This is a genomic window from Micromonospora coxensis (assembly GCF_900090295.1).
GTDB classification, from domain to species: Bacteria; Actinomycetota; Actinomycetes; order Mycobacteriales; family Micromonosporaceae; genus Micromonospora; species Micromonospora coxensis.
This window is the reverse complement of the sequence record NZ_LT607753.1, coordinates 3,694,726-3,717,359: the sequence shown is the minus strand read 5'-3', so window position 1 is coordinate 3,717,359 and position 22,634 is coordinate 3,694,726. Positions and strand designations below refer to the sequence as shown.

Here is a 22,634-nt window from a genome sequence, read left to right as displayed (position 1 = left end):
CTCGTCCGGAGTCGGGCGGGGAGCCCGGTGTCAGCGCTCCAGGATGGCGGTGACGCCCTGCCCGCCGGCCGCGCAGATGGAGATCAGCCCACGGCCGCTGCCCTTCTCGGCGAGCAACTTGGCCAGGGTGGCGACGATCCGTCCGCCGGTGGCGGCGAACGGGTGCCCGGCGGCGAGCGAGGAGCCGTTGACGTTGAGCCGGTCCCGGTCGATCGAGCCGAGCGGGGCGTCCAGGCCCAGCCGGTCCTTGCAGAACTCCGGTGACTCCCACGCGGCCAGGGTGGCCAGCACCTGCGAGGCGAACGCCTCGTGGATCTCGTAGTAGTCGAAGTCCTGCAACGTCAGCCCGGCCCGGTTCAGCATCCGGGGGACGGCGTACGCCGGGGCCATCAGCAGCCCCTCGTCGCCGTGCACGAAGTCGACGGCGGCCGTCTCCGACCAGGAGAACCAGGCCGCCACCGGCAGGTGGTGCTCACGCGCCCACTCCTCGCTGGCCAGCAGCACGGTCGACGCGCCGTCGGTGAGCGGGGAGGAGTTGCCGGCGGTCATCGTGGCCTGCTCGGCGTCCGGGCCCTTGGCGCCGAAGACCGGCCGGAGCGCGCCGAGCTTCTCCAGGCTGGTCTCCGCGCGCAGGTTCTGGTCCCGGGTCAGCCCCAGGTACGGCGTCATCAGGTCGTCGAAGAAGCCCCGGTCGTACGCGGCGGCGAGGCGCTGGTGCGAGCGCAGCGCCAACTCGTCCTGGGACTGCCGGTCGATCCCCCAGCGCAGTGCCGTCCGGGCGGCGTGCTCCCCCATCGACAGCCCGGTACGCGGCTCGGCGTTGCGCGGGATTTCCGGCTTGAACGGCTGGTGCGGGCGGAGCTTCGCGGCGATCTTCAACCGCTCGCCGAGGGTGCGGGCGGAGTTGAGCTTGAGCAGGGTGCGGCGCAGGTCCTCGTTGACCGCCAGCGGCGCGTCGGAGGTGGTGTCCACGCCACCGGCGATGCCGACGTCGATCTGCCCGAGGGCGATCTTGTTGGCGACCAGGATGGCCGCCTCCAGCCCGGTGCCGCAGGCCTGCTGGATGTCGTACGCGGGGGTGTGCGGGTCGAGCTTCGAGCCGAGCACCACCTCACGGGTCAGGTTGAAGTCCTTCGAGTGCTTGAGCACCGCCCCGGCGACCACCTCGCCGACCCGCTGCCCGGCCAGCCCGAACCGGGCGACCAGCCCGTCCAGCGCCGCGCCGAGCATGTCGGCGTTGGACGCGCTCGCGTACCGCGAGTTGGACCGGGCGAAGGGGATGCGGTTGCCGCCGATGACCGCGACCCGCCGGATGCTCTGCACGATCCCGCCTCCGTTTCAGGACTTGCCCATAACCTACTGGCCAGTAGGCTACGCCTATGACCGACAGGTACGCGAGCTTCGTCCAATCGGGTGCCGGCCGCACGCTGGTCAAGCGCCTCGGGCTGCCCGACCCGCCGCGGCTGCGCCGGCACCGCCCCGGCGACCCGCTGCTGCCCGGCCCCGCCCTGCTCGGCGCGGCCACCGGCGGCCGGCTCGCCGAGCCGGTCGGCCGGATCCTGGCCTTCGCCGGGGTCGAGGTGCGCGACCCGCTCACCGTCGACGCCGACACCCGCTTCGGCGCCCTGGTGTACGACGCCACCGGCGTCACCGACTCGACCGGCCTGCGCCAGCTCTACGACTTCCTCCACCCGCACGCCCGCTCGGTGCTGCCGAGCGGCCGGGTGATCGTGCTCGGCACCCCGCCCGCCGAGTGCGGCTCCCCCCGCGAGGCCACCGCCCAGCGGGCCCTGGAGGGGCTGACCCGCAGCATCGGCAAGGAGTTCGGCCGGGGCGTCACCGCCCAGCTCGTGTACGTCACCAAGGAGACGGGTAACGCCTCGGACGGCCCGGACCTCTCAGCCGGCACGCTCACCAGCCTCGACTCGACCCTCCGGTTTCTTCTCTCCGGCCGCTCCGCGTACGTCTCCGGGCAGGTGGTCCGGGTCGGCGCCGGCCACGCGCAGGCCCCGGCCGACTGGGACCGGCCGCTGGACGGGCAGGTCGCCCTGGTCACCGGGGCGGCGCGCGGGATCGGCGCGGCGCTGGCCCGGGTGCTCGCCCGCGACGGCGCCCAGGTCGTCGCCCTGGACGTCCCGGCCGCCGGGGACGCGCTGGCCGCGGTCGCCAACGAGATCGGCGGCAGCGCCGTGCAGCTCGACCTGACCACCCCGGAGGCCCCCGCCCGGCTCGCCGAGCACCTGGCGTCCCGGCACGGCCGGGTCGACGTGGTGGTGCACAACGCCGGCATCACCCGGGACAAGACGCTCGGCCGGATGGACGCCGACCGCTGGGACTCGGTGATCGACGTCAACCTCTCCAGCCAGGAACGGATCAACGACGTGCTGCTGGAGCGGAAGCTCATCCCGGCGGGCGGACGGATCGTGGCGGTCTCCTCGATCGCCGGCATCGCCGGCAACCGGGGCCAGACCAACTACGCCACCAGCAAGGCCGGCGTGATCGGCCTGGTCGACTCGCTCGCCCCGGTGCTGCGCGAGCGGCAGATCAGCGTCAACGCGGTCGCCCCCGGGTTCATCGAGACCCGGATGACCGCCCGCATCCCGCTGATGGTCCGCGAGGCGGGCCGCCGGATGAACAGCATGTCGCAGGGCGGCCTGCCGGTGGACGTGGCCGAGACCATCGGCTGGCTGGCCTGGCCGGCCTCCGGGGCGGTCAGCGGCAACGTCGTGCGGGTCTGCGGCCAGAGCCTGTTGGGGGCGTGATGGCGCGGCGTGACGAACCGGACGACGACCTGTCCGTCCACGAGCTGATCGACGGGCCGACCGAGGTCATCTCGGCCGACGACCTGGCCGCCGTCCGCGCCGTCGGGCGCCGGCACGACGTCAGCGTCGAGGAGACGCACGACCTGTCCGGGTACGCCACCGAGGACCTCTCGGCGCACACCGCCCGGGGCGGCCGGGCCCGGGTCGAGCTGTCCCGGATGCCGGCGCCGGGCGCCCTCTACCGGCGGGCGTTGCGCGACGCGGTGCCGGTGATCGGCCGGTCCCGCCGGGCGGACGTCGCGCCGGAGGTGGAGCTGGCCGTCGCCGGGGTGACCGTCGACCGGGCGCACCTCGCCGAGTACGACCGGGTCTGCGGGTTCCGGCTGTCCGACACGCTGCCGGCGACGTACCCGCACGTGCGGGGCTTCCCGCTGGCGCTGCGGCTGATGACCGGGCCGGACTTCCCGATCGCGCTGGCCGGCGTGGTGCACGTGGGCAACCGGATCACCGTGCACCGCCCGGTCCTGGCCGACGAGACGCTGGACTTCGTCACGTACGCGGAGAACCTGCGCCCGCACGAGCGGGGGCGGCAGGTCGACGTGGTGCTGGTCGGGTCGGTCGGCGGCGAGGAGGTCTGGCGCGGCGTCTCGACGTACCTCGGCAAGGGGCTCGCGGGCGGCGGCGGGCGGCGCGACCCGGGCGAGCGGCCCGCGCCGCCGGCCGCCACCGCGCACTGGCGGGTCACCCCCCGGTTCGGTACGGACTACGCCCGGGTCTCCGGCGACCACAACCCGATCCACACCTCCCGGCTCGCCGCGCGGCTGTTCGGCTTCCCCCGGCCGATCGCGCACGGCATGTGGAGCAAGGCGCGCTGCCTGGCCGCCCTGGAGAGCCGGCTGCCGGAGGCGTACACGGTCGAGGTGGCGTTCAAGCTGCCGGTGCCGCTGCCCACGACGGTGGCCTTCAGCGCCACCCCGGGCTGGGACTTCGCCCTGCACGACGCGCGGACCGGCCGTCCGCACCTGGTGGGCGCCGTCCGCTGAACCGGGCGGGTCTCGACTTCCGTCGCTTCGTGCGCTAGGTTGTTCTCAGATTGAGTTGTTCTCGAACTGAGAGAGACGCTGTGAACGAGCAGGACTTCCTCGCCGCGTACGACCCGTCGGCCTACCCCTCGACCGCCGTCACCGTGGACGTGGTCGCGCTGACCATCCGGGACGGCGCGCTGCACCTGCTGCTCATCCGCCGGGCCGCCCCGCCGTACGAGGGGCACTGGGCGCTGCCCGGCGGCTTCGTCCACCCCGGCGAGGACCTGACCGCCGGGGCGCGCCGGGAACTGGCCGAGGAGACCGGCCTCGGCGGCGACCGGCTGCGCCGCGTCCACCTGGAGCAGCTCGGCAGCTACGGCGACCCCGACCGCGATCCCCGGATGCGCGTCGTCTCCGTCGCCCACCTGGCCTTCGCCCCCGACCTGCCCGACCCGGTCGCCGACACCGACGCCGCCGACGCGATCTGGCTGCCGGTCACCGCGCTGAGCAGCCGGCAGCTCGCCTTCGACCACGACCGGATCATCGCCGACGGCCTGGAGCGCGCCCGGTCCAAGCTGGAGTACACCCCGCTGGCCACCCGCTTCCTGGAACCCGAGTTCACCATCAGCGAACTGCGCGGCGTCTACGAGACGGTGTGGGGGCACCCGCTGCACGCCGGCAACTTCCACCGCAAGGTGCTCTCCGTACCGGGCTTCGTGGAGAGCACCGGCGCCAGCACCGAACGCGGCGGCTCCCGCGGCGGCCCCCGCGCCAAGCTCTACCGGGCCGGTGACGCCCGGCTGCTCCACCCGGCGCTGCTGCGCCCCGCCCGGGAGGAGACCGTCCGGTGAGGACCGACGAGGCGCTGCGGCTGGTCGCCGCCGCCGGCACCGACGCCGAACTGTTCGGCGCCCACGCGCCGGCCCGCCGCTACCGCGAACTGGTCGCGGCGCTGCACCCCGACCGGCTGGGCACGGCCGACCCGGCGGTACGCGCCCGCGCGACCGACGCGTACGTGCGGGTCACCACCCGCTGGCGGGCCCGCCGCGCCGCCGTCCTCGGCGACTACCGCCTGCACCGCCTCGCCCACACCGGCGACCTCGCCGACCTGTACGACGTCGGCGCGGACCGGCTGCTCAAACTGCCCCGCCACCCGGCCGACAACGACCTGATGGCCCGCGAGGCGCACGCCCTGCGGGCGATCGAGGAGCGCGGCGACCCGCGGTACCTGCCGTACGTGCCCCGGCTGGTCGACTCCTTCCGGCACCGGGACCCCGACACCGGCGCGGAACGGCGGGTCGGCGTGCTCGCCGCCGTACCGGGACTGCGCAGCCTGGACGAGGTGCGCACGGCGTACCCGGACGGGGTGGACGCCCGGGACGCGGCCTGGATGTGGCGGCGGCTGCTGGTCGCCCTCGGCCTGGCCCACCGGGCCGGCGTGGTGCACGGCGCGGTGCTCCCCCGGCACGTCCTGATCGAGCCGGACGCGCACGGCCTGGTCCTGGTCGACTGGTGCTTCTCGACCGCACCCGGCACGGCGGTGCCGGCGCTGGTCCCCGGCCACGAGGACTGGTACCCGCCGGAGGTCACCGCCAAGCGGCCCTGCGGGCCGGGCACCGACCTGGCCATGGCCGCCACCTGCATGACCTGGCTGATGGCCGACCGCGCCCCGCGCGAGCTGCGCGCCTTCGCCGCCGGCAGCCGACGCCCGACCCCGGCCGCCCGGCCGGACGACGCCTGGCGACTGCTGCGCGAACTGGACGAGGTGCTCGAACGGCTCTACGGGCCGCGCACCTTCCGACCCTTCACCCTCAACCCCTAGGGAGGCTGCCATGGGCAGCGGAATCTGGTCCACCGACGTGTACGCCGCCGCCGACAGCTACCGGCGGAAGACCGGCCGGAGCGCCTTCTCCTACAGCGACGGCGGGGCACGCACCGTGCACCCCGCGCTCGACCCGCGCGGGGCGGAACGCGAGAGCCGCGACTCCGCCGAGCACCCGCAGTCGACCCCGATCGCGGTCCTGTTCGACGTGACCGGCTCGATGGGGCACGTCCCGCGCACCCTCCAGACCAAGCTGCCGCAACTGCTCGGCCTGCTGCTGCGGCAGGGGTACGCCCGCGACCCGCAGGTCATGTTCGGCGCCATCGGCGACGCCACCTGCGACCGGGTGCCGTTGCAGATCGGGCAGTTCGAGTCGGACAACCGGATGGACGACGACCTCGGCCGGATCGTGCTGGAGGGCGGCGGCGGAGGCCAGATGACCGAGTCGTACGAGCTGGCGCTCTACTACATGGCCCGGCACACGGTCACCGACAGCTGGTCCAAGCGCGGCCGGCGCGGCTACCTGTTCCTCATCGGCGACGAGCTGGCGTACCCCCGGGTGGACCGGCGGCAGGTGGCCCGGCTGATCGGCGACGACCTCGGCGAGGACGTGCCGGTACGACAGATCGTCGACGAGGTGACCCGACGCTGGGACACCTACTACCTGCTGCCCGCCGGCAGCCACTACTCCGGCAACCGCAAGGTCCTGGACTTCTGGCGCGACCTGCTCGGGCAGAACGCCGTCGAGCTGGACGACCTGGAGGCGGTCTGCGAGACCATCGCGCTCACCGTCGGCCTCGGCGAGCAGGCGATCGACCTGGACACCGGCCTGCGCGACCTGCGTCGGGCCGGCTCGGCGGCCACCGGCACGGTGTCGAAGGCGCTGGCCCGGCTGGGCGGCGGCCGGCGTACCTCGGTGGCGACGCTGCCCTTCACGCCGACCGGCGGGAGCGGGGTCACCCGGCTGTGAACCACGTGATCGTGGTCGACCTCGGGTACGGCGACGCCGGCAAGGGCACCGTCGTGGACTGGCTCTGCGCCACCCGGCCGGTGCACACCGTCGTCCGGTTCAACGGGGGCGCGCAGGCGGCGCACAACGTCGTGCTGCCCGACGGACGACACCACACCTTCGCGCAGTTCGGCGCCGGCACGTTCCGCCCCGGGGTGCGTACCCACCTGTCGCGGCACGTGGTGGTGGACCCGCTGGCGCTGGCCGCCGAGGCCGACCACCTCGCCGCCGTCGGGGTGCCCGACGCGCTCGACCGGCTCACCGTGGACGGCGAGGCGCTGCTGGCCACGCCGTACCACCGGGCCGCCAACCAGGCCCGGGAGGTCGCCCGGGGCGCCGACCGGCACGGCTCCTGCGGGCTGGGGGTGGGCGAGGCGGTCGCGTACGGCCTCGCCCACCCCGACGAGGCGCCCCGGGTGGCGGACTGCCGCAGCCCGGAGCGGCTGCGTCGCCGACTGACCCTGCTGCGGGACCGGCTCACCGCCGAGCTGGGCCCGCTGGACGCCCCGCCGGTCGCCGACTGTTTGCCCGCTTACGCCGGGTTCGCCGGCCGGGTGGCGATCGTCGAGGAGTCCTGGCTGGCCGGGGCGCTACGGGCCGGGACCTGCGTGTTCGAGGGGGCGCAGGGGGTGCTGCTCGACGAGTGGCACGGCTTCCACCCGTACACCACGTGGAGCACCACCACCTTCGCCAACGCGGAGGCGCTGCTCGCCGAGGCGGGGATGGCCGGTACCGCCCGGCGGCTCGGGGTGCTGCGGGTGACCACCACCCGGCACGGCCCCGGGCCGCTGGTCACCGAGGACCCGGCGCTGCCGTACACCGACCCGCGCAACCCGACCAACCCCTGGCAGGGCCGGTTCCGGTTCGGCCACTTCGACGCGGTCGCCCACCGGTACGCCCTCGACGTCGCCGGCGGCGTCGACGGGCTGGCGCTGACCCACCTCGACCTGGCCCGGCCGGCGCTGCGGATCTGCCGCCGCTACGCCGACACCGACCGGCTCGTCCCCGGCCCGGCGGGGGACCTCGACCGGCAGGCCGCGCTCACCGCCCGCCTGCTGGCGACCCGTCCGGTGTACGACGACGACGCGCCAGTCGACTGGCCGGCGGCGGTGACGGCCGAGCTGGGAGCGCCGGTGGTGCTCACCTCGCACGGTCCCACCGCCGGGGAGAAGACCCCCTTCGGCTGGCTGGCCGCGGGCGACCCGGTGCGGACCGGCCGTCCCGTGGCCGCCTGACCCGGCGGCGCGGCCCCTGATCCGGCGGCGCGGCCCCTGACCCGACGGCGCGGCCCCTGATCCGGCGACTCGGCCCCTGACCGGCGACTCGGCCCCTGATCCGACGGCGCGGCCCCTGACCGGCGACTCGGCCCGCGACCGGGGTCGAGCGCCCAGCATGAGGGCATGGAGTCCGTGCTCGACCTGCTGCACCACACGGTGACCTCGCCGTGGGTGTACCTGGTGATCTTCGCGGTCACCGCGGTCGACGCGTTCTTCCCGGCCGTCCCGGGCGAGACGGTCGTGATCACCGCCGGGGTCTTCGCCGCCGGGGGCGAGCCCGCGCTGGTCCCGGTGATCGTGGCCGCCGCGCTCGGCGCGCTCGCCGGCGACCACGTCTCGTACGCCATCGGCCGGGGCGGCGGCGCGCACCGGCTGGCCCGGCTGCCGGCCGACAGCCGCCGCCGCGCCGGCTCGGAGTGGGCCCGGCGGGCCGTGGACCGGCGGGGCGGCTCGATCCTCACCACCTCGCGGTACGTGCCCGGGGGTCGCACCGCGGTCACCCTGACCATGGGCGCGGTCCGCTACCCGCTGGCGCGGTTCCTGTTCTTCGACGCGGTGGCGGCCGGCACCTGGGGCCTGTACTGCGGGCTGCTCGGCTACTTCGGCGGGCTGGCCTTCGAGCGCGACCCGGTCAAGGGCCTGCTCGTCGGAGTCGGCCTCTCCCTGGCCGTCACCGGCCTGGTCGAGCTGGCCCGCTGGCTGCGCCGCCGCGCCCACTCCCGCGCCCGCTCCACCACCCACCGCTGACCAGCCGTCCCCACTCCCCGCTCCCCCCTCTCCTCTGTCGATCATGAAGTTGTTGCCCGGCCCATCGGCGTGTCGCGGCAACAACTTCATGATCAACCTGCGGCGCCCCCCCCCCCCCCCCCGGAGTGGGGATGGGGGTGGGGGGTTAGGGGGTCGGGGGGCGCCAGGTGACGCCGTGCAGGAGCTGACCGGCGCCCAGCCAGGCGACGTTCATCATCCGGGTGGCGGTCCGCTCCGGGTCCGCCTCGGGGTGGTCGGCGAGCCAGTCGGCGAGCGACTCGGACGCCCCGACCAGGGCGTACGCGACCAACTCCAGCTCGGTCCCGGCGACCTCGCGCCCCTCGGCGCGCAGCGCGTGGTCCAGCATCCCGGCGACCACGTCCACCAGCCGGGTCCGCATGGCGGCCAGCTCCCCGGCGAACGGCTGGGAGCCCCGGGCCTGCCGGTAGAGCACCGCCCAGCCGTCCCGGTGCGCGCCGACGAAGCCGAAGAAGGCGCGCAGCCCGCGCCAGAGCCGCTGGTCGGCGGGGAGGTCCGGCGCGGCGGCCCCGGCGATCGCCTCCATCATCCGGGCGGTCTCCCGGTGCAGGCAGGCGACGAAGAGCTCCTCCTTGGTGCCGAGGTACGCGTAGACCATCGGCTTGGAGATGCCGGCGTCGTCGGCGATCTCGTCCATGCTGGCGGCGTGAAAGCCACGTCGGGAGAAGACTTTCACGGCGGCGTCGAGCATCTGCTGCTCACGGACGGCGCGCGGGAGACGCTTGAAGGTGGGGGAGCTGGACACTCTTGCGAGCATACCTACTCGTGCGTAAGGTTACGCCTGAGTAACCACTCACACCCCCGGAAGGTGCATCCCATGACTGACTTCGACCCGGCCAACTTCGCCAACGTCGGCCCCAAGGAGTTCGCCCAGCTGGTCAAGTCCACCCCGGACGACAAGATCGCCGAGGTGATGTCCGGCGACCTGCGCGGCAAGATCCTCAGCGAGGTCTTCGGCCGGATGCCGCAGCTGTTCCGCGCCGACCGGGCGGGCTCGACCAACGCGGTCATCCACTGGAACATCACCGGCCGCCCCGACGGTGGCACGGACACCTACGAGGTGGTCATCGCCGACGGCGCCTGCACCGTCAACGAGGGCGCCACCCGCGACCCGAAGCTCAGCCTCACCATGGGCCCGGTCGAGTTCCTCAAGATCGTCTCCGGTGGCGCCAACCCGGTCATGATGTTCATGACCGGCAAGCTCAAGGCCAAGGGTGACCTGGGTCTGGCCGCCAACATCGCCAACCTGTTCGACATCCCCAAGGCCTGAGATGGCCGAGTTCTCGCTCGACCTGAACGAGGAACAGCGGGATCTACGCGACTGGGTGCACGGCTTCGCCGCCGAGGTCGTGCGCCCGGCCGCAGCCGAGTGGGACGCCCGGGAGGAGACTCCCTGGCCGGTCATCCAGGAGGCGGCGAAGGTCGGCCTGTACGGCTTCGAGTTCCTCGCCACCTGCTGGGCCGACCCCACCGGCCTGTCCCTGCCGATCGCCAGCGAGGAACTCTTCTGGGGTGACGCCGGCATCGGCCTGAGCATCTTCGGCACCGGCCTCGCGGTCGCCGCCATCTACGGCGCCGGCACCCCCGACCAGATGGTCGAATGGGTGCCGCAGTGCTTCGGCGACGTCGACCGGCCCGCCGTCGCGGCGTTCTGCACCAGCGAGCCGGAGGCCGGCTCCGACGTCGGCGCGATGCGCACCCGGGCGGTCTACGACGAGGCCAGCGACGAGTGGGTGCTGCGCGGGCAGAAGGCGTACGCCACCAACGGCGGGATCGCCGGGGTGCACGTGGTCACCGCCTCCGTCGAGCCCGAGCTGGGCTCGCGCGGGCAGGCCGCGTTCGTCGTACCGCCCGGAACGGCGGGGCTCAGCGCCACCCGCAAGCTGCGCAAGCTGGGGCTGCGCGCGTCGCACACCGCCGACGTCTTCCTCGACGACGTGCGGGTGCCCGGACGTTGCCTGCTCGGCGGCAGGGAGGCCCTGGACGAGCGGCTGGCCCGCGCCCGCGCCGGGCAGCGCGCCTCCGGCCAGGCCGCCATGCGCACCTTCGAGCTGTCCCGGCCCACCGTCGGCGCGCAGGCGCTCGGCGTGGCCCGGGCCGCCTACGAGTACGCCCTGGACTACGCCAAGGACCGGGTCCAGTTCGGGCGGCCCATCATCGAGAACCAGGCGGTCGCGTTCGCGCTGGCCGACATGAGGATGGAGATCGACGCCGCCCGGCTGCTGGTCTGGCGGGCCTCCTGGATGGGGCGCAACAACCGCCCGTTCACCGCCGGCGAGGGCTCGATGTCCAAGCTCAAGGCCGGCGAGGTGGCCGTCTCGGTCACCGACAAGGCGGTGCAGCTGCTCGGCGGGGCCGGCTTCCTCCGCGACCACCCGGTCGAGCGCTGGTACCGGGACGCGAAGATCTACACCATCTTCGAGGGCACCTCCGAGATCCAGCGGCTGGTCATCTCCCGCGCCATCTCCGGAGTGCACGTCCGCTGACCCGTGACCGACGGTGTCGGCGCGCACCACCGCAGGTGGTGGACGGCACCACGGCTTGGGCCGACGCCGCCGACGCAGGCATGATCGAAAGGTGAAGCCCAGGTGAAGGGCCCCTCGTGGGGCCCTTCACCGCACCCCCGCACGAGGAGGCCCCGCCGCATGGACCTGCCGTTCGTCGTGGCCACACTGACCCGGCGCGGACTGCTCACCCCGGGCCGGCCGATCCGGGTCGCCTCCCAGCTCGGGGCGCTGCGCAAGTGGGGCTGGAGCCTCACCGGCGAGCTGCGGCAGGCCGCCGCCCGGGACCCGGGCCGCACCGCCGTCATCGACGAGACGGGCGCCGAGCTGACCTACCAGCAACTGCTCGACCGGGCCGAGCGGCTGGCCCGGGCCATGCGCGCCGCGCTCGGCGTACAGGCCGGCGACCGGGTCGGGCTGCTCTGCCGCAACCACCACGGGCTGATCGAGGCGATCGTCGCCGCCACCGTGCTCGGCGCGGACGCCGTGCTGGTCAACACCGGACTCTCCGCCGCCCAACTGGCCACCGTCGCCGAGGAGCAGCGGCTGCGGGTGCTGGTGCACGACGACGAGTTCGCCGAGCGGGTCGTCGGCCTCCCCGCCGAGGTCCAGCGGGTCGACGAACGCGCGCACGAGGACCTGGTGGCCGGCGCGCTCCCCGGCGACCTGCAACCACCCGAGCGCGACGGGCGCACCATCGTCCTCACCTCCGGCACCACCGGCGCGCCGAAGGGCGCCCGCCGCCCCACCCCCAACGGCTTCGGCCCGCTGGTGTCCATCATCGACCGGATCCCGCTGCACGCCCGCGACACCGTCATGATCGCCGCACCGATCTTCCACACCTGGGGGTACGCCGCCCTCCAGGTCTCCTTCGCGCTGCGCGCGACGATCGTGCTGCACCGGCGGTTCGACCCCGCCGCCACCCGGGACGCGCTGGTGACCCACGAGTGTCAGGCGCTCTTCGCCGTACCCGTGATGGTGCAGCGGCTGCTCGACGTGCCGCCGCCGGACCCGCGGCCCCCGCTGAAGGTGGTCGCGGTCAGCGGCTCGGCGCTGCCCGGCGGCCTCGCGCCCCGGTTCATGGACGTCTACGGCGACGTCATCTACAACCTGTACGGCTCGACCGAGGTCTCCTGGGCGTCCATCGCCACCCCCGCCGACCTGCGCGAGGCCCCCACCACCGCCGGTCGCCCACCGCACGGCACCCGACTGGCCATCCTGGACGACGACGGCCGGCCGGTCCCCGACGGGCGGGTGGGCCGGATCTTCGTCGGCAACGAGATGCTCTTCGAGGGCTACACCTCCGGGGCGCGGCGGGAGACCCGCGACGGGCTGCTCGACACCGGTGACCTGGGGCGGATCAACAGCGACGGGCTGCTCTTCGTCGACGGCCGCGCCGACGACATGATCGTCTCGGGCGGGGAGAACGTCTTCCCGTCCGAGGTGGAGGACCTGCTCGCCCGCCTCCCCCAGGTACGCGAGGCCGCCGTCATCGGCGTTCCCGACCCCGAGTACGGCCAGCGGCTCGCCGCCTTCCTCGGCCTGCACCCCGGCGAGACCCTCGACCCGGAGGCGGTCCGCGAGTACGTCCGGCACTACCTGGCCCGGTTCTCCGTCCCCCGGGACGTGATCTTCGTCAAGTACCTGCCGCGCAACGCCACCGGCAAGGTGCTCACCCGGGAACTGCGCCGCTACTACGGCTGACGGGACGCGCTCCGGCCTCGCGCGACGTGGCCGAGGCCGTCAGTCGGGGACGGCGATCCGCCCCTCGACCGCTGCGGCGGCGATGTCGGTGCGGTGGTGCGAGCCGGCCAGCTCGATGCCGCGTACCAGGGCGTAGGCGGCGTCCCGCGCGGCGGCCAGGTCGGGGCCGGTGGCCGTACCGCAGAGGACGCGGCCCCCGGCGGAGCGCAACGTGCCGTCGTCGGCCCGGCGGGTGCCAGCGTGGATGACCCCGGCGCGGTCCGCGCCGACGATCTCGTCACCGGTACGCGGGGCAGCCGGGTAGCCCTCGGCGGCGACCACGACGGTGACCGCCGCGCCCTCGCGCCAGCGCAGCGGCGGGTGGGCGGCCAGCGTGCCGGTGGCGGCGGCGTGCAGCAGCCCCGCCAGCGGCGTCTCCAGCAGGGCCAGCACGACCTGCGTCTCCGGGTCGCCGAACCGGGCGTTGAACTCGATCACCCGGGGGCCGGCGGCGGTCAGCGCCAGCCCGACGTAGAGCAGGCCGGCGAAGGGGGTGCCCCGGCGACGCATCTCGGCCAGCGTCGGGTGCACGACGTCGCGCATCACCTCGTCGACCAGGCCCGGCGGGGCCCAGGGCAGCGGCGCGTACGCCCCCATCCCGCCGGTGTTCGGGCCGGTGTCGCCGTCGCCGACCCGCTTGAAGTCCTGCGCCGGCAGCAGCGGCAACGCCGCCTCGCCGTCGGTCACCACGAACAGGGAGACCTCGGGACCGGCCAGGTACTCCTCGATCACCACCCGGCCGCACTCGCGCGCGTGCTCCTCGGCGATCGTGCGGTCGTCGGTGACCACGACGCCCTTGCCGGCGGCGAGCCCGTCGTTCTTCACCACGTACGGCGGGCCGAAGTCGTCGAGCGCCTTCGCGGTGCTCTCCGCGTCGGTGCAGGTGTGGGCGCGGGCGGTCGGCACCCCGGCGGCCGTCATGATCTCCTTGGCGAAGGTCTTCGAACCCTCCAGCCGGGCCGCCTCGGCCGACGGCCCGAAGGCCGGGACGCCCTTGGCGCGCACGGCGTCCGCGACCCCGGCGACCAGCGGCGCCTCCGGCCCGATCACCACCAGGTCGGCCTGCACCTCGACGGCGAGCGCGGCGACCGCGGCGGGATCGTTCGCCGCCACCTCCCGCAGCTCCGCCACCGCGGCGACACCCGGGTTGCCGGGTGCCGCGATCAGCTGGTCGACGGCCGGATCGTTCGCGAGGCCCAGCGCGAGCGCATGCTCCCGCCCGCCACCCCCCACAAGAAGTACGCGCACGACCCCGCATCCTACGCGCCTCTCGAGCCACCCCGTTGATCAAGAAGTTGGCGGCAGTATCTGAGATCCACGTCGCGCCCATCTCACGATCGACGCGATCGGGCCACGGCCATCGCCTGGCGGACGGTCCAGGGGATGTAGTCGGGATCGAGAGTGTCCTGCCAGGTGAAGCGGAGGATGCGCCAGCCGGCGTTGAGCAGCCGGTTCTGTCTCCGACGGTCGGCGAAGACAGCTGCCGGGGTGCTGTGCGGGCCACGACCGTCCGCCTCGGCGATCAGCCTCGACACCCGCCAGCCGAGGTCGCCGATGCCGAGCAGGTAGCCGTCCTGGTCACGCACCTCGAGTTGGAGGGCGTCCGGTGCCACCCGACCGTCGACGCAGCGCAGCCTGGCACGGGTCTCCAAGGGTGACTGGGCGCGGCCGTCCGCCTCCGCCAGATGGGCCCGAGCAGCGACCGCTCCCCGTCGGCCCCGGATCAGCCGCGGAACGGTCAGCAGTTCCTCGTCGGTGACGAGGCCACGGTTCAGCGCCGAATCGATCACGCAGACCGCCGGATAGCGCGCCTCACGCAGAATCACGTCCGCGACGGTGCGCAGCGGCCCGGTGGCGGTGATGCCGGCCACCCGGACCAGTTCCCCGGGGGCGACGACCAACTGGTGGACGATCACCTCCGGGTGAGCGACCCGAAGTGGTCTCGCCACCCTCCCGGGCACCGACAGGTGGATCTCGTCGGTCCGCCGGCAACCGGCGATCCCGTGCAACTCGGCAGCCGTCCCGAGAACGGCAGCCGCCGACGGACCGAAGGACGCGACGACGGCGCGGATCCGCGCGCGGCGGGGAATGCCGTCATGGAGATCGGCATCGACGAGGTAGCCGCCCCTGGCGACGACCCGCCAGCGCCCTGCCCGGCACAGCCGCTGCACCTCGTGCACCGTCAGGCCGGCCGCGCGAGCCTGCCCGAGGGTCACCACCCCGTCCCGCTGGGCAGCCACCCGCCGCAACACCGTCAGCGCATCCACACCCCCACTGTCGCGCCGACTGGCCCTCGACTGAACCCCCTGTGGACAACCATCCACACCCCTGTGGAAAACCCGCTCCGGGGCGGAGCGTCGATCATGAAGTTATTGCCGCGACACGCCGATTCGTAGGGCAATAACTTCATGATCGACGCCGGGAGAGGGGGCCCGGGCCGGGAGGGCGGGGTGGGGTGGGGGGTTAGGGGAGGAGGGGGTGGCGGAGGACGTTTTCCTCGCGGCCGGGGCCTACGCCCACCACGCTGACGCGGGTGTTGGTGAGTTCCTCGATGCGGGCGATGTACCTGCGGGCGTTCTCGGGGAGCTCGTCCTCGGTCCTGGCCTTGGAGATGTCCTCCCACCAGCCGTCCAGCTCTTCGTAGATCGGCGTGGCGTGGTGGAAGTCGGTCTGCGTCATCGGCATGTCGTCGAAGCGCTCGCCGTTGATCTCGTACCCGACGCAGATCGGCACCTTCGCCATGCCGGTCAGCACGTCCAGCTTGGTGATCACCAGGTCGGTGACGCCGTTGAGGCGGCAGGCGTACCGGGCGACGACGGCGTCGAACCAGCCGCACCGGCGCTCCCGGCCGGTGGTGGTGCCGTACTCGTGGCCGATCTTGCGCAGGTGCTGGCCGTTGTCGTCGAAGAGTTCGGTCGGGAACGGGCCGGAGCCCACCCGGGTGGTGTACGCCTTGCTCACCGCGATCACCCTGGTGATCGCCGTCGGCGGGATGCCCGCGCCCACGCACGCCCCGCCGGCCGTCGGGTTCGACGAGGTCACGAAGGGGTACGTGCCGTGGTCCATGTCGAGCATGGTGGCCTGGGCGCCCTCCAGCAGGACCGTCTCGCCGCGGTCCAGCGCGTCCCAGAGCATGACCCGGGTCTCCGCGATGTACGGCTTGAGCCGCTCCGCGTACGCCAGGTACTCCTCGATCGTCGCGTCGACGTCGATCGCCTTGCGGTTGTAGATCTTGAACAGGAGCTGGTTCTTCTCGCGCAGCGCGAGTTCCAGCTTCTTGCGCAGGATGCCCGGGTCGAGCAGGTCCTGCAGCCGGATGCCCATCCGGGCGACCTTGTCGCCGTACGCCGGGCCGATGCCCCGGCCGGTGGTGCCGATCCGGGCGCTGCCGAGGTAGCGCTCGACCACCCGGTCCAGCGCCCGATGGTGCGGCATGATCAGGTGCGCGTCGCCGGAGATGCGCAGCCGGGAGACGTCCACGCCACGTTCGGCGAGCCCGTCGATCTCGGCCAGCAACACCTTCGGGTCGACGACCACACCGTTGCCGATGACGATCATCGCGCTCGGCGACAGCGCCCCCGACGGCATCAGGTGCAGCGCGTACTTCTGCCCGTCCGGCGTGATCACCGTGTGACCGGCGTTGTTGCCGCCGGAGTAGCGCACGACGTAGTCGACCCGCTCACCCAGCAGGTCGGTAACCTTGCCCTTGCCCTCGTCGCCCCACTGAGCGCCGATGAGCACGATCGCTGGCATCTTCTCCGCCTCCAGAAGGCTCGGGTGCCAGGTGGCGACCGGTCAGCGAGCCCGGGGTGTCAGGCTAACAAGTAGTGACGGCGGGACCGGCAGGGGTCGCGTCGAGAGGCAGGAGGCTCCTTCGTGTACGACGTGGTGCTGCTCACCCTCGGCTCGGAGCGGGACGCTCCCGGTGGGGGCTGCGGCAGCGGCGGAGCCTGCTGCGGCGGCGCCACCGAGGCGGGCGCCGACCAGGCCGGGGCGGGCGCCGACCAGGCCGGGGCGGGCGCCGAGCAGACCGGGGCGGGCGCCGGCGACACCGGGGCCGGCAAGGTCGAGGAGCGCTGCGAGACGCCGCGCGTACCGGTGCTGGCCTGCGCGGACGCGCTGACCGCGCGGGGTGCCCGGGTGGAGACGGTCACCGCCCGCTCGGACGCCGAGGTCGACGAGGTGCTGGCCCGGCTCGACGGCCCGCCGCGCGCCGACGGCCTCGCCTGGCCCGACCCCGACTCCAAGACCCGGCTGGTCGTCGCCACGGCCAGCGACGCCCAGTTGCGCGCCGTTCTGCGCCGGCTGGTCCGGCGGTACGCCCCACCGCCCAGCCGCCGCCCGGAGGACCTGGCCGGCAACCGTACGGTGCCGGACCTGCCGCCGGTGGGCGTACTCCCGCTCGACCCGGCCCGCAGCGGCACGCACCGTGACCTGGCCGCGCAGCTCGGGCTGCCGCGCGACCCGGCAGCGGTGGCCGCCGCGGTGCTGGACGGCACGGCCCGCCGACTCGACCTGCTGCGCAACGACGGCGGCTCGGTCACCCTGGACGGCGCGCTGCTCGGCGCGGCGGACGACGCCGGCCGCCCGCTGCACTGGCGGGGGCGGGTCGAGGTGGACGACACCGTCCTCTCCGACGGCGAGGACCCGATCCTGGCCTGCGCGGTCGGCAACGCCGGCGGGTACGCGAGCCTGGACGGGCTCCCCCTGCTGGCCGCCCCGGACCCGGCCGACGGCGTGGTCGAGGTGGCGGTGGCCGTTCCCGTGGTGACCCGCTCGGCGTTGGGCAGGAAGAAGATCCGGTTCGAGGTCCGGCGGGCCCGGGGCCGGGCCGTGGCGGTCGTCCCCCGGGACGCGAAGGTCCCGTTCCTCGACGACGGCGTCGAGGGCGAACTGAGCCGCAAGCGCTCCTGGTGGATCGAGCCGGGCGCCTGGGCGGTCTGGACGAACTGACCCGAACCGGCGCTTCGCTACGGTCCGTCACCGGAACGGGACGGCCTATCCTCGGCAGGAGGAATGGGGAGGAACCGTGGTGGACGAGAACGCCGACCGGGCCCGGCTGCCCGGCCAGCAGCCGGTGCCGGAGCGGGACATCGAACCGCTCTGGCCGCCCGACGCGACCGACTCCGCCCCGGCCTGGGGCGGCCAGTCCTCGACGCTGTACCCGTCGCTGACCGCGGAGGTCGGGGGACCGCCGGCGACCCCGGGCTGGACGCCGCCCCCGCCCGACGGTGACTGGCCGTCGTTGCAGGCCGAGCCGACGCTCTCGCAGCCGTACCGGCAGGACGACGGCACCGCCGCGAGCCACGCCTACGGGCACGACGTCGCGTCCTACCGCAACGGCGCGTCCTACGGGGCCGACTCGTCCCACGGGGGTGGCGACACCGCCCGGCACGAGGGGACCGCCGGAGTCCCCGCCTCCGGGAACGGGATCGGCGCGGCTCACGGGGCGTACCCGGCGTGGCCGGAGCCCGACGCCGGGCGGGACTCCGAGGGCGTACCCGGGCGGGCCGTGCCGGCGCCCCGGGTGGGGCAGCCCGCCCCGGTCGACCTCGACCTGCCGTTCACCCTGGACCAGCCGATGACGCCCGGCCCGGTCGCCGCCCGGCCCGCCGAGCCCACACCGCCCCTCACCGCCGGGCACGCGCCCTCCGTCGCCGAGCACGCGCCCTTCGTCGCTGGACCCATGCCGGCCGAAACCGGCGGGCCTGCGTCCCCCGTAACCGCCGGGCGCACCCCCTCCGCCACCGCCGGTCCGTTGCCGGCCGATACCGCCGGACCCGTGCCGCCCTCCACCGCCGGGCACACACCCTTCGCCACCACCGGCGGGCACACGCCCTCCGTCACCGGACCCATGCCGGCCGACACCGGGCCCACGCCACCCGACGCGGCGGTCGAGCCCGACGCCGCCGGTGCGGGACGGGAACCGGCCGACGCGGGGGCGGCCGGGGCGTACCGGACGGACGACGCGCCGGGGCCGGCCGACGCCCTACGACCCGCCCCGGGCCCGACCCGCGCCCATGAAGGAGTCGAGGCCACCGGCCCCGACCGCCACCCGGCGGACCCGCCCGACGCCCACCCGACGCACCCCGTCGAGGCCGAGCCGGCCCGGCCGGTCGAGGCTCACCCGGCGCGCCCCGTCGACGCCCACCCGGCGACCACCGGCCCGCAGGTCGCCCCGGTCGACACCGCGTCCGCGCGGGACGGTGCGGCCGCAGACAGCGCGCCCGGCACCCCGGTCGTGGCGGTGGAGAGCAGCGGCGTCACCGCGCGGGAGTCCCCGTGGGCGCAGCCGCCGCAGCGGCTCTCGGCCGCCGCCGGCGGCGAGGAGGCGGTGGGCAGCGCGGCGGTCCCCGGCCAGCCGGAGGAGACCCCGCCCGCCCCGAAGCTCGGCCCGTTCCCGCCCTCGCCCGGGACGCCGTTCAGCCCGCCCGTCCCGCCGACGGAGTACCCGCCCGGCCCGACGCTCACGGTGCCGCCCCCGCAGCCCGCCCCACCACCGCCCGGCCCGGCACGGCCGTACCTCCACCCGTCGGCGCCGCACCCCGCGCCGGCGGCACCCGGCCCCGCGCCGGCGCAGGCCGCCGGCTGGTACCAGCCGGCCTGGCAGCAGGGCACCCCGCCCGCCGGGACGCCGCAGCAGCCGCCCCCGCGACAGCCGGCCGGCCCGCCCGAGCCGGCGTGGACCCCGGAGGCCGGACCCGCGCCGACCGCCGAGGACTTCGCCCGCCGCCGGCAGGCCCGCCCGGCCGACCCGGTCGCCACCATGGGCGTACGGGCGGTGGTGAACAGGATCGGGCTGGTGAAGCTCCCGCCGGGGCGGCACGAGCAGGAGGTGAAGCGGGACGTCGAGATGGTCCGCCGGAACTTCGGCGGGCTGCGCCAGGTGACCGTGGTGAACCCGAAGGGCGGCGCCGGCAAGACGGTGGCCATCCTGCTGCTCGCGATGACCTTCGGGCAGAAGCGCGGCGGGTACGTGCTGGCCTGGGACAACAACGAGACCCAGGGCACCCTCGGCATGCGCGCCCAGCAGGACTTCCACTCCCGTACGGTCCGGGACATGCTGCGTGACCTGGGGCAGTTCCAGGGTGCGCACGGCCGGATCGGGGACCTGTCGCAGTACGTCCGCTCGCAGGGCGAGGGGATGTTCGACGTGCTCGCCTCGGACGAGTCGGCGACCGGCGGCGAGATGCTGACCGCGGCGGCGTTCGCCGAGATCCGCGAGGTGGTGAGCCGGTTCTACAAGCTGATCTTCGTGGACACCGGGAACAACGTCCGGGCGCAGAACTGGCAGGCCGCGATGGACGCCACCGACCAGCTCGTGGTCACCATGTCGGCCCGTAACGACTCGGCGGAGACGGCCGCCCGGATGCTGGACCACCTGGAGCAGAGCGGCCGGCAACGGCTGGTCCGGCAGGCGGTGACGGTGGTCTCCATGCCGCCGTCCCGCAAGGAGATCGACCTGCCGGCGATCCAGGAGCACTTCGCCGCCCGGACCAGGGCGGTGCTGCTCGCGCCGTACGAGCGGTTGATCGACACCGGCGAGCCGATCCGGTACGGCGGGCTCTCCTCGGCCACCCGGGACGCCTGGCTGAAGATCGCCGCCGCGGTGGCCGAGGGGCTCTGATCTGACCGGATCCGGCGGCCGCCCCGTGCCGGGCCGGCCGCCGGGCGCGGGTCAGCTGACGGTGCCCGCCAGGGCGTCCCCGGCGGCCGGGTCGCAGTCGCGCAGGAACTGGGCGCAGCGGGCCGCCTCGTCCGCCTCGCCGATCTCCCCGGCGGCCCGGGACAGCACGTACAGGCAGCGCAGGAAGCCCCGGTTGGGCGCGTGCGACCAGGGCACCGGGCCGTGCCCCTTCCAGCCGCTGCGGCGCAGCTGGTCCAGGCCCCGGTGGTACCCGGTGCGGGCGTAGGCGTACGCCGGGACGACCTGACCGGCGTCGAACGCCCGGGCCGCCAGCGCCGCCCAGGCCGCGCTGTGGGTGGGGAAGCGGGCCGCGACCTCGGCGTACGCCTCGTCGGTGCCCTGCCCGACGGCGGCGGCCAGGGCGGCGTCCGCTTCTTCGTGCGCGGGCAGGAGGGTGGCCGGTGGCTCCGGCAACAGGTTCTGCATCGCCCCATTCAACCCGCTTCGCGTAGCGGCGCGCGAGGGGGTCCGGCGCGCCGCGCTGACTGAACGGCGGAACGACCGCCCCGCCTGCGGTCGGCGGCGGCGATCCCTGCGGCCCTCGGTGGCGATCCCTGCGGCCCATGCCGTCACGCAATGTTTTCGATTACAACTATTGGTCCGGAGCCTCCCCAGGACCCGGTTACGCAGGAGCCCGGTGGCCTCGGTCACCGGGCTCCTGTCGTTCGGGCGGGCCTGGTTTGGCGGGTTGCCGGCCGGGGGCAGGATGGCGTGGTGCCGACCCCACCTCCCGCGGACGTCATCGCGCCGCACACCCACCCCGACGAGATCGAGACCCGCGCCGCGTTCGACCGGCGGCTCGCCACCGGCAGCCTGGCCGGGCTGACCGTGCAGGGGCTCCGCCTCGACCTCGACCCGGTCCCCGACCTGACCGCCACGGACGTCGCCGGCACCCTCTTCGTGGGGTGCCGCTTCGCCAACCGCGAGGTCGGCGCCGACCTGGTCCGGCGCGGCGCGAACGTGGTGCCGCCCTTCTCCGGGCTGCCGTACCCGACCCAGCCGTCGCACCTCTACACCCCGGAGGACCTCGCCGCCGGCTTCGCCGAGGGCGGCTTCGCCGGCATGTACGACACCCGGGTGTACACGCACTTCCGCGAGCACGGCGGCGCGCTGCCGGACGTCCGGGAGGCGCTCGGCCAGCGGCTGCACGACCACGGTGTGGACAACGCCCTGGCCGACGCGACCCGGGCCTGGCTGGCGACGCACGGCCCGCAGTCGGTGGTGGGCGTGATGGGCGGGCACGCGGTGCCGCGCGGCAGCGTCCCGTACCGGATGGCGGCCGTGCTGGGCTGGGAGCTGGCCCGGGCCGACCGGCTGGTGGTGACCGGCGGCGGCCCCGGGGTGATGGAGGCGGCCAACCTCGGCGCGTTCCTCGCCGCCTGGCCGGCCGACGAACTGAACACCGCGATCGACCTGCTCGCGGCGGCCCCCGACTTCACCGACCACGACCGGTACACGGCCGCCGCGCTGGCGGTGCGCCAGCGGTACGCGACACCCCCGGCCGTGCCGCAGCAGCGGGGACCCGGCCTCGACTGGGCCCGCACCGGCGGGCTGGCCATCCCCACCTGGCTGTACGGGCACGAGCCGGCGAACCTCTTCGCCGGGAAGATCGCCAAGTACTTCTCGAACGCCATCCGGGAGGACACCATCCTGCGGCTGGCCCGGGGCGGGATCGTCTTCGCGCCCGGCCGCGCCGGCACCGTGCAGGAGGTGTTCCAGGCGGCGACGAAGACGTACTACGGCACCGACGGGGCGAGCGGCGCGTACGTCTTCCTGGACCGGGCGTACTGGACCCGGGAGCTGCCGGTCGAGTCGCTGCTGCGGCCGCTCTTCGCCGCCTCCCCGTTCGGTGACCTGTCGACCACCGTGCACCTCACCGACGACGTACGGGAGGCCGTCCGGGTGCTCACCGCCACCGCCTGACCGGACCCCGCCCGCCCCGACTTACGCGCGTTGCCCCCGCGCGTGATCCACGCGCTTTGCGGCGTGTTGCGGTCTCCGACGACCCGGACCCCCGCG

19 protein-coding genes are annotated in these 22,634 nt (G+C 74.7%); 13 read left to right on the top strand and 6 right to left on the bottom strand.

Annotated elements, in window-relative coordinates:
• Positions 1–30: 30 nt before the first annotated feature.
• The gene (locus GA0070614_RS16845) at positions 31–1,323 is read right to left on the bottom strand and encodes an acetyl-CoA C-acetyltransferase (RefSeq protein ID WP_088976861.1); all 1,293 of its coding nucleotides are present in this window, start codon (positions 1,321–1,323) and stop codon (positions 31–33) included.
• Positions 1,324–1,379: 56 nt separating this feature from the next.
• Between GA0070614_RS16845 and GA0070614_RS16840 the strand changes: the two genes are divergently transcribed.
• From GA0070614_RS16840 to GA0070614_RS16810, 7 genes are all read left to right on the top strand, one after another.
• The gene (locus GA0070614_RS16840; protein ID WP_088976860.1) at positions 1,380–2,762 is read left to right on the top strand and encodes a 3-oxoacyl-ACP reductase; all 1,383 of its coding nucleotides are present in this window, start codon (positions 1,380–1,382) and stop codon (positions 2,760–2,762) included.
• Positions 2,762–3,805 carry a MaoC/PaaZ C-terminal domain-containing protein gene (locus GA0070614_RS16835; protein WP_088979473.1) on the top strand — a complete coding sequence of 348 codons (1,044 nt, stop codon included), beginning with the start codon at positions 2,762–2,764 and terminating at the stop codon, positions 3,803–3,805. The genes GA0070614_RS16840 and GA0070614_RS16835 overlap by 1 nt, the downstream gene beginning before the upstream one ends.
• Positions 3,806–3,885: 80 nt before the next feature.
• On the top strand, positions 3,886–4,638 hold the full coding sequence (locus tag GA0070614_RS16830) for an NUDIX hydrolase (protein WP_088976859.1): 753 nt from the start codon (positions 3,886–3,888) through the stop codon (positions 4,636–4,638).
• Positions 4,635–5,609, top strand: a complete 975-nt coding sequence (locus GA0070614_RS16825) for a protein kinase family protein (RefSeq protein WP_088976858.1) — start codon at positions 4,635–4,637, stop codon at positions 5,607–5,609. The genes GA0070614_RS16830 and GA0070614_RS16825 overlap by 4 nt, the downstream gene beginning before the upstream one ends.
• 10 nt (positions 5,610–5,619) lie before the next feature.
• Entirely contained in the window at positions 5,620–6,579 is a 960-nt protein-coding gene (locus GA0070614_RS16820) for a hypothetical protein (RefSeq protein WP_088976857.1), read from the top strand.
• Positions 6,576–7,853: an adenylosuccinate synthetase gene (locus GA0070614_RS16815; RefSeq protein WP_088976856.1), complete on the top strand. Its 1,278-nt coding sequence runs from the start codon at positions 6,576–6,578 to the stop codon at positions 7,851–7,853. Before GA0070614_RS16820 ends, GA0070614_RS16815 begins: the two co-directional genes overlap by 4 nt.
• Positions 7,854–8,018: 165 nt before the next feature.
• Positions 8,019–8,642: a DedA family protein gene (locus GA0070614_RS16810; RefSeq protein ID WP_088976855.1), complete on the top strand. Its 624-nt coding sequence runs from the start codon at positions 8,019–8,021 to the stop codon at positions 8,640–8,642.
• Positions 8,643–8,787: 145 nt separating this feature from the next.
• On the opposite strand, the gene GA0070614_RS16805 is transcribed toward GA0070614_RS16810, so the two are convergent.
• Positions 8,788–9,426, bottom strand: a complete 639-nt coding sequence (locus GA0070614_RS16805; RefSeq protein ID WP_172892454.1) for a TetR/AcrR family transcriptional regulator — start codon at positions 9,424–9,426, stop codon at positions 8,788–8,790.
• A 72-nt stretch (positions 9,427–9,498) separates the two neighbouring features.
• Between GA0070614_RS16805 and GA0070614_RS16800 the strand changes: the two genes are divergently transcribed.
• The 3 genes from GA0070614_RS16800 to GA0070614_RS16790 all read left to right on the top strand — a co-directional run bounded on the left by GA0070614_RS16800 (position 9,499) and on the right by GA0070614_RS16790 (position 12,889).
• Positions 9,499–9,951: an SCP2 sterol-binding domain-containing protein gene (locus tag GA0070614_RS16800; protein WP_088976853.1), complete on the top strand. Its 453-nt coding sequence runs from the start codon at positions 9,499–9,501 to the stop codon at positions 9,949–9,951.
• Between the two features lies 1 nt (position 9,952).
• Positions 9,953–11,167, top strand: a complete 1,215-nt coding sequence (locus GA0070614_RS16795) for an acyl-CoA dehydrogenase family protein (RefSeq protein WP_088976852.1) — start codon at positions 9,953–9,955, stop codon at positions 11,165–11,167.
• A 159-nt stretch (positions 11,168–11,326) separates the two neighbouring features.
• Positions 11,327–12,889, top strand: a complete 1,563-nt coding sequence (locus GA0070614_RS16790; RefSeq protein WP_088976851.1) for an AMP-binding protein — start codon at positions 11,327–11,329, stop codon at positions 12,887–12,889.
• Between the two features lie 39 nt (positions 12,890–12,928).
• On the opposite strand, the gene purD is transcribed toward GA0070614_RS16790, so the two are convergent.
• From purD to GA0070614_RS16775, 3 genes are all read right to left on the bottom strand, one after another.
• Positions 12,929–14,176 (bottom strand): phosphoribosylamine--glycine ligase, encoded by a 1,248-nt coding sequence (purD, locus tag GA0070614_RS16785; RefSeq protein ID WP_088976850.1) that lies wholly within the window; start codon positions 14,174–14,176, stop codon positions 12,929–12,931.
• Between the two features lie 83 nt (positions 14,177–14,259).
• On the bottom strand, positions 14,260–15,195 hold the full coding sequence (locus tag GA0070614_RS16780) for a type IV toxin-antitoxin system AbiEi family antitoxin domain-containing protein (RefSeq protein WP_088976849.1): 936 nt from the start codon (positions 15,193–15,195) through the stop codon (positions 14,260–14,262).
• A gap of 196 nt (positions 15,196–15,391) precedes the next feature.
• On the bottom strand, positions 15,392–16,681 hold the full coding sequence (locus tag GA0070614_RS16775) for an adenylosuccinate synthase (RefSeq protein ID WP_088976848.1): 1,290 nt from the start codon (positions 16,679–16,681) through the stop codon (positions 15,392–15,394).
• 123 nt (positions 16,682–16,804) lie between these two features.
• On the opposite strand from GA0070614_RS16775, the gene GA0070614_RS16770 reads away from it, so the two are divergent.
• Positions 16,805–17,881: a diacylglycerol kinase family protein gene (locus tag GA0070614_RS16770; protein WP_088976847.1), complete on the top strand. Its 1,077-nt coding sequence runs from the start codon at positions 16,805–16,807 to the stop codon at positions 17,879–17,881.
• Between the two features lie 628 nt (positions 17,882–18,509).
• Positions 18,510–20,555: a MinD/ParA family ATP-binding protein gene (locus GA0070614_RS31420; RefSeq protein ID WP_408630774.1), complete on the top strand. Its 2,046-nt coding sequence runs from the start codon at positions 18,510–18,512 to the stop codon at positions 20,553–20,555.
• A 51-nt stretch (positions 20,556–20,606) separates the two neighbouring features.
• On the opposite strand, the gene GA0070614_RS16760 is transcribed toward GA0070614_RS31420, so the two are convergent.
• The gene (locus tag GA0070614_RS16760) at positions 20,607–21,041 is read right to left on the bottom strand and encodes a DUF3151 domain-containing protein (RefSeq protein ID WP_088976846.1); all 435 of its coding nucleotides are present in this window, start codon (positions 21,039–21,041) and stop codon (positions 20,607–20,609) included.
• Positions 21,042–21,329: 288 nt separating this feature from the next.
• On the opposite strand from GA0070614_RS16760, the gene GA0070614_RS16755 reads away from it, so the two are divergent.
• Positions 21,330–22,538, top strand: coding sequence for an SLOG cluster 4 domain-containing protein (locus GA0070614_RS16755; protein ID WP_172892453.1), 1,209 nt, complete (start codon positions 21,330–21,332; stop codon positions 22,536–22,538).
• Positions 22,539–22,634: the final 96 nt, after the last annotated feature.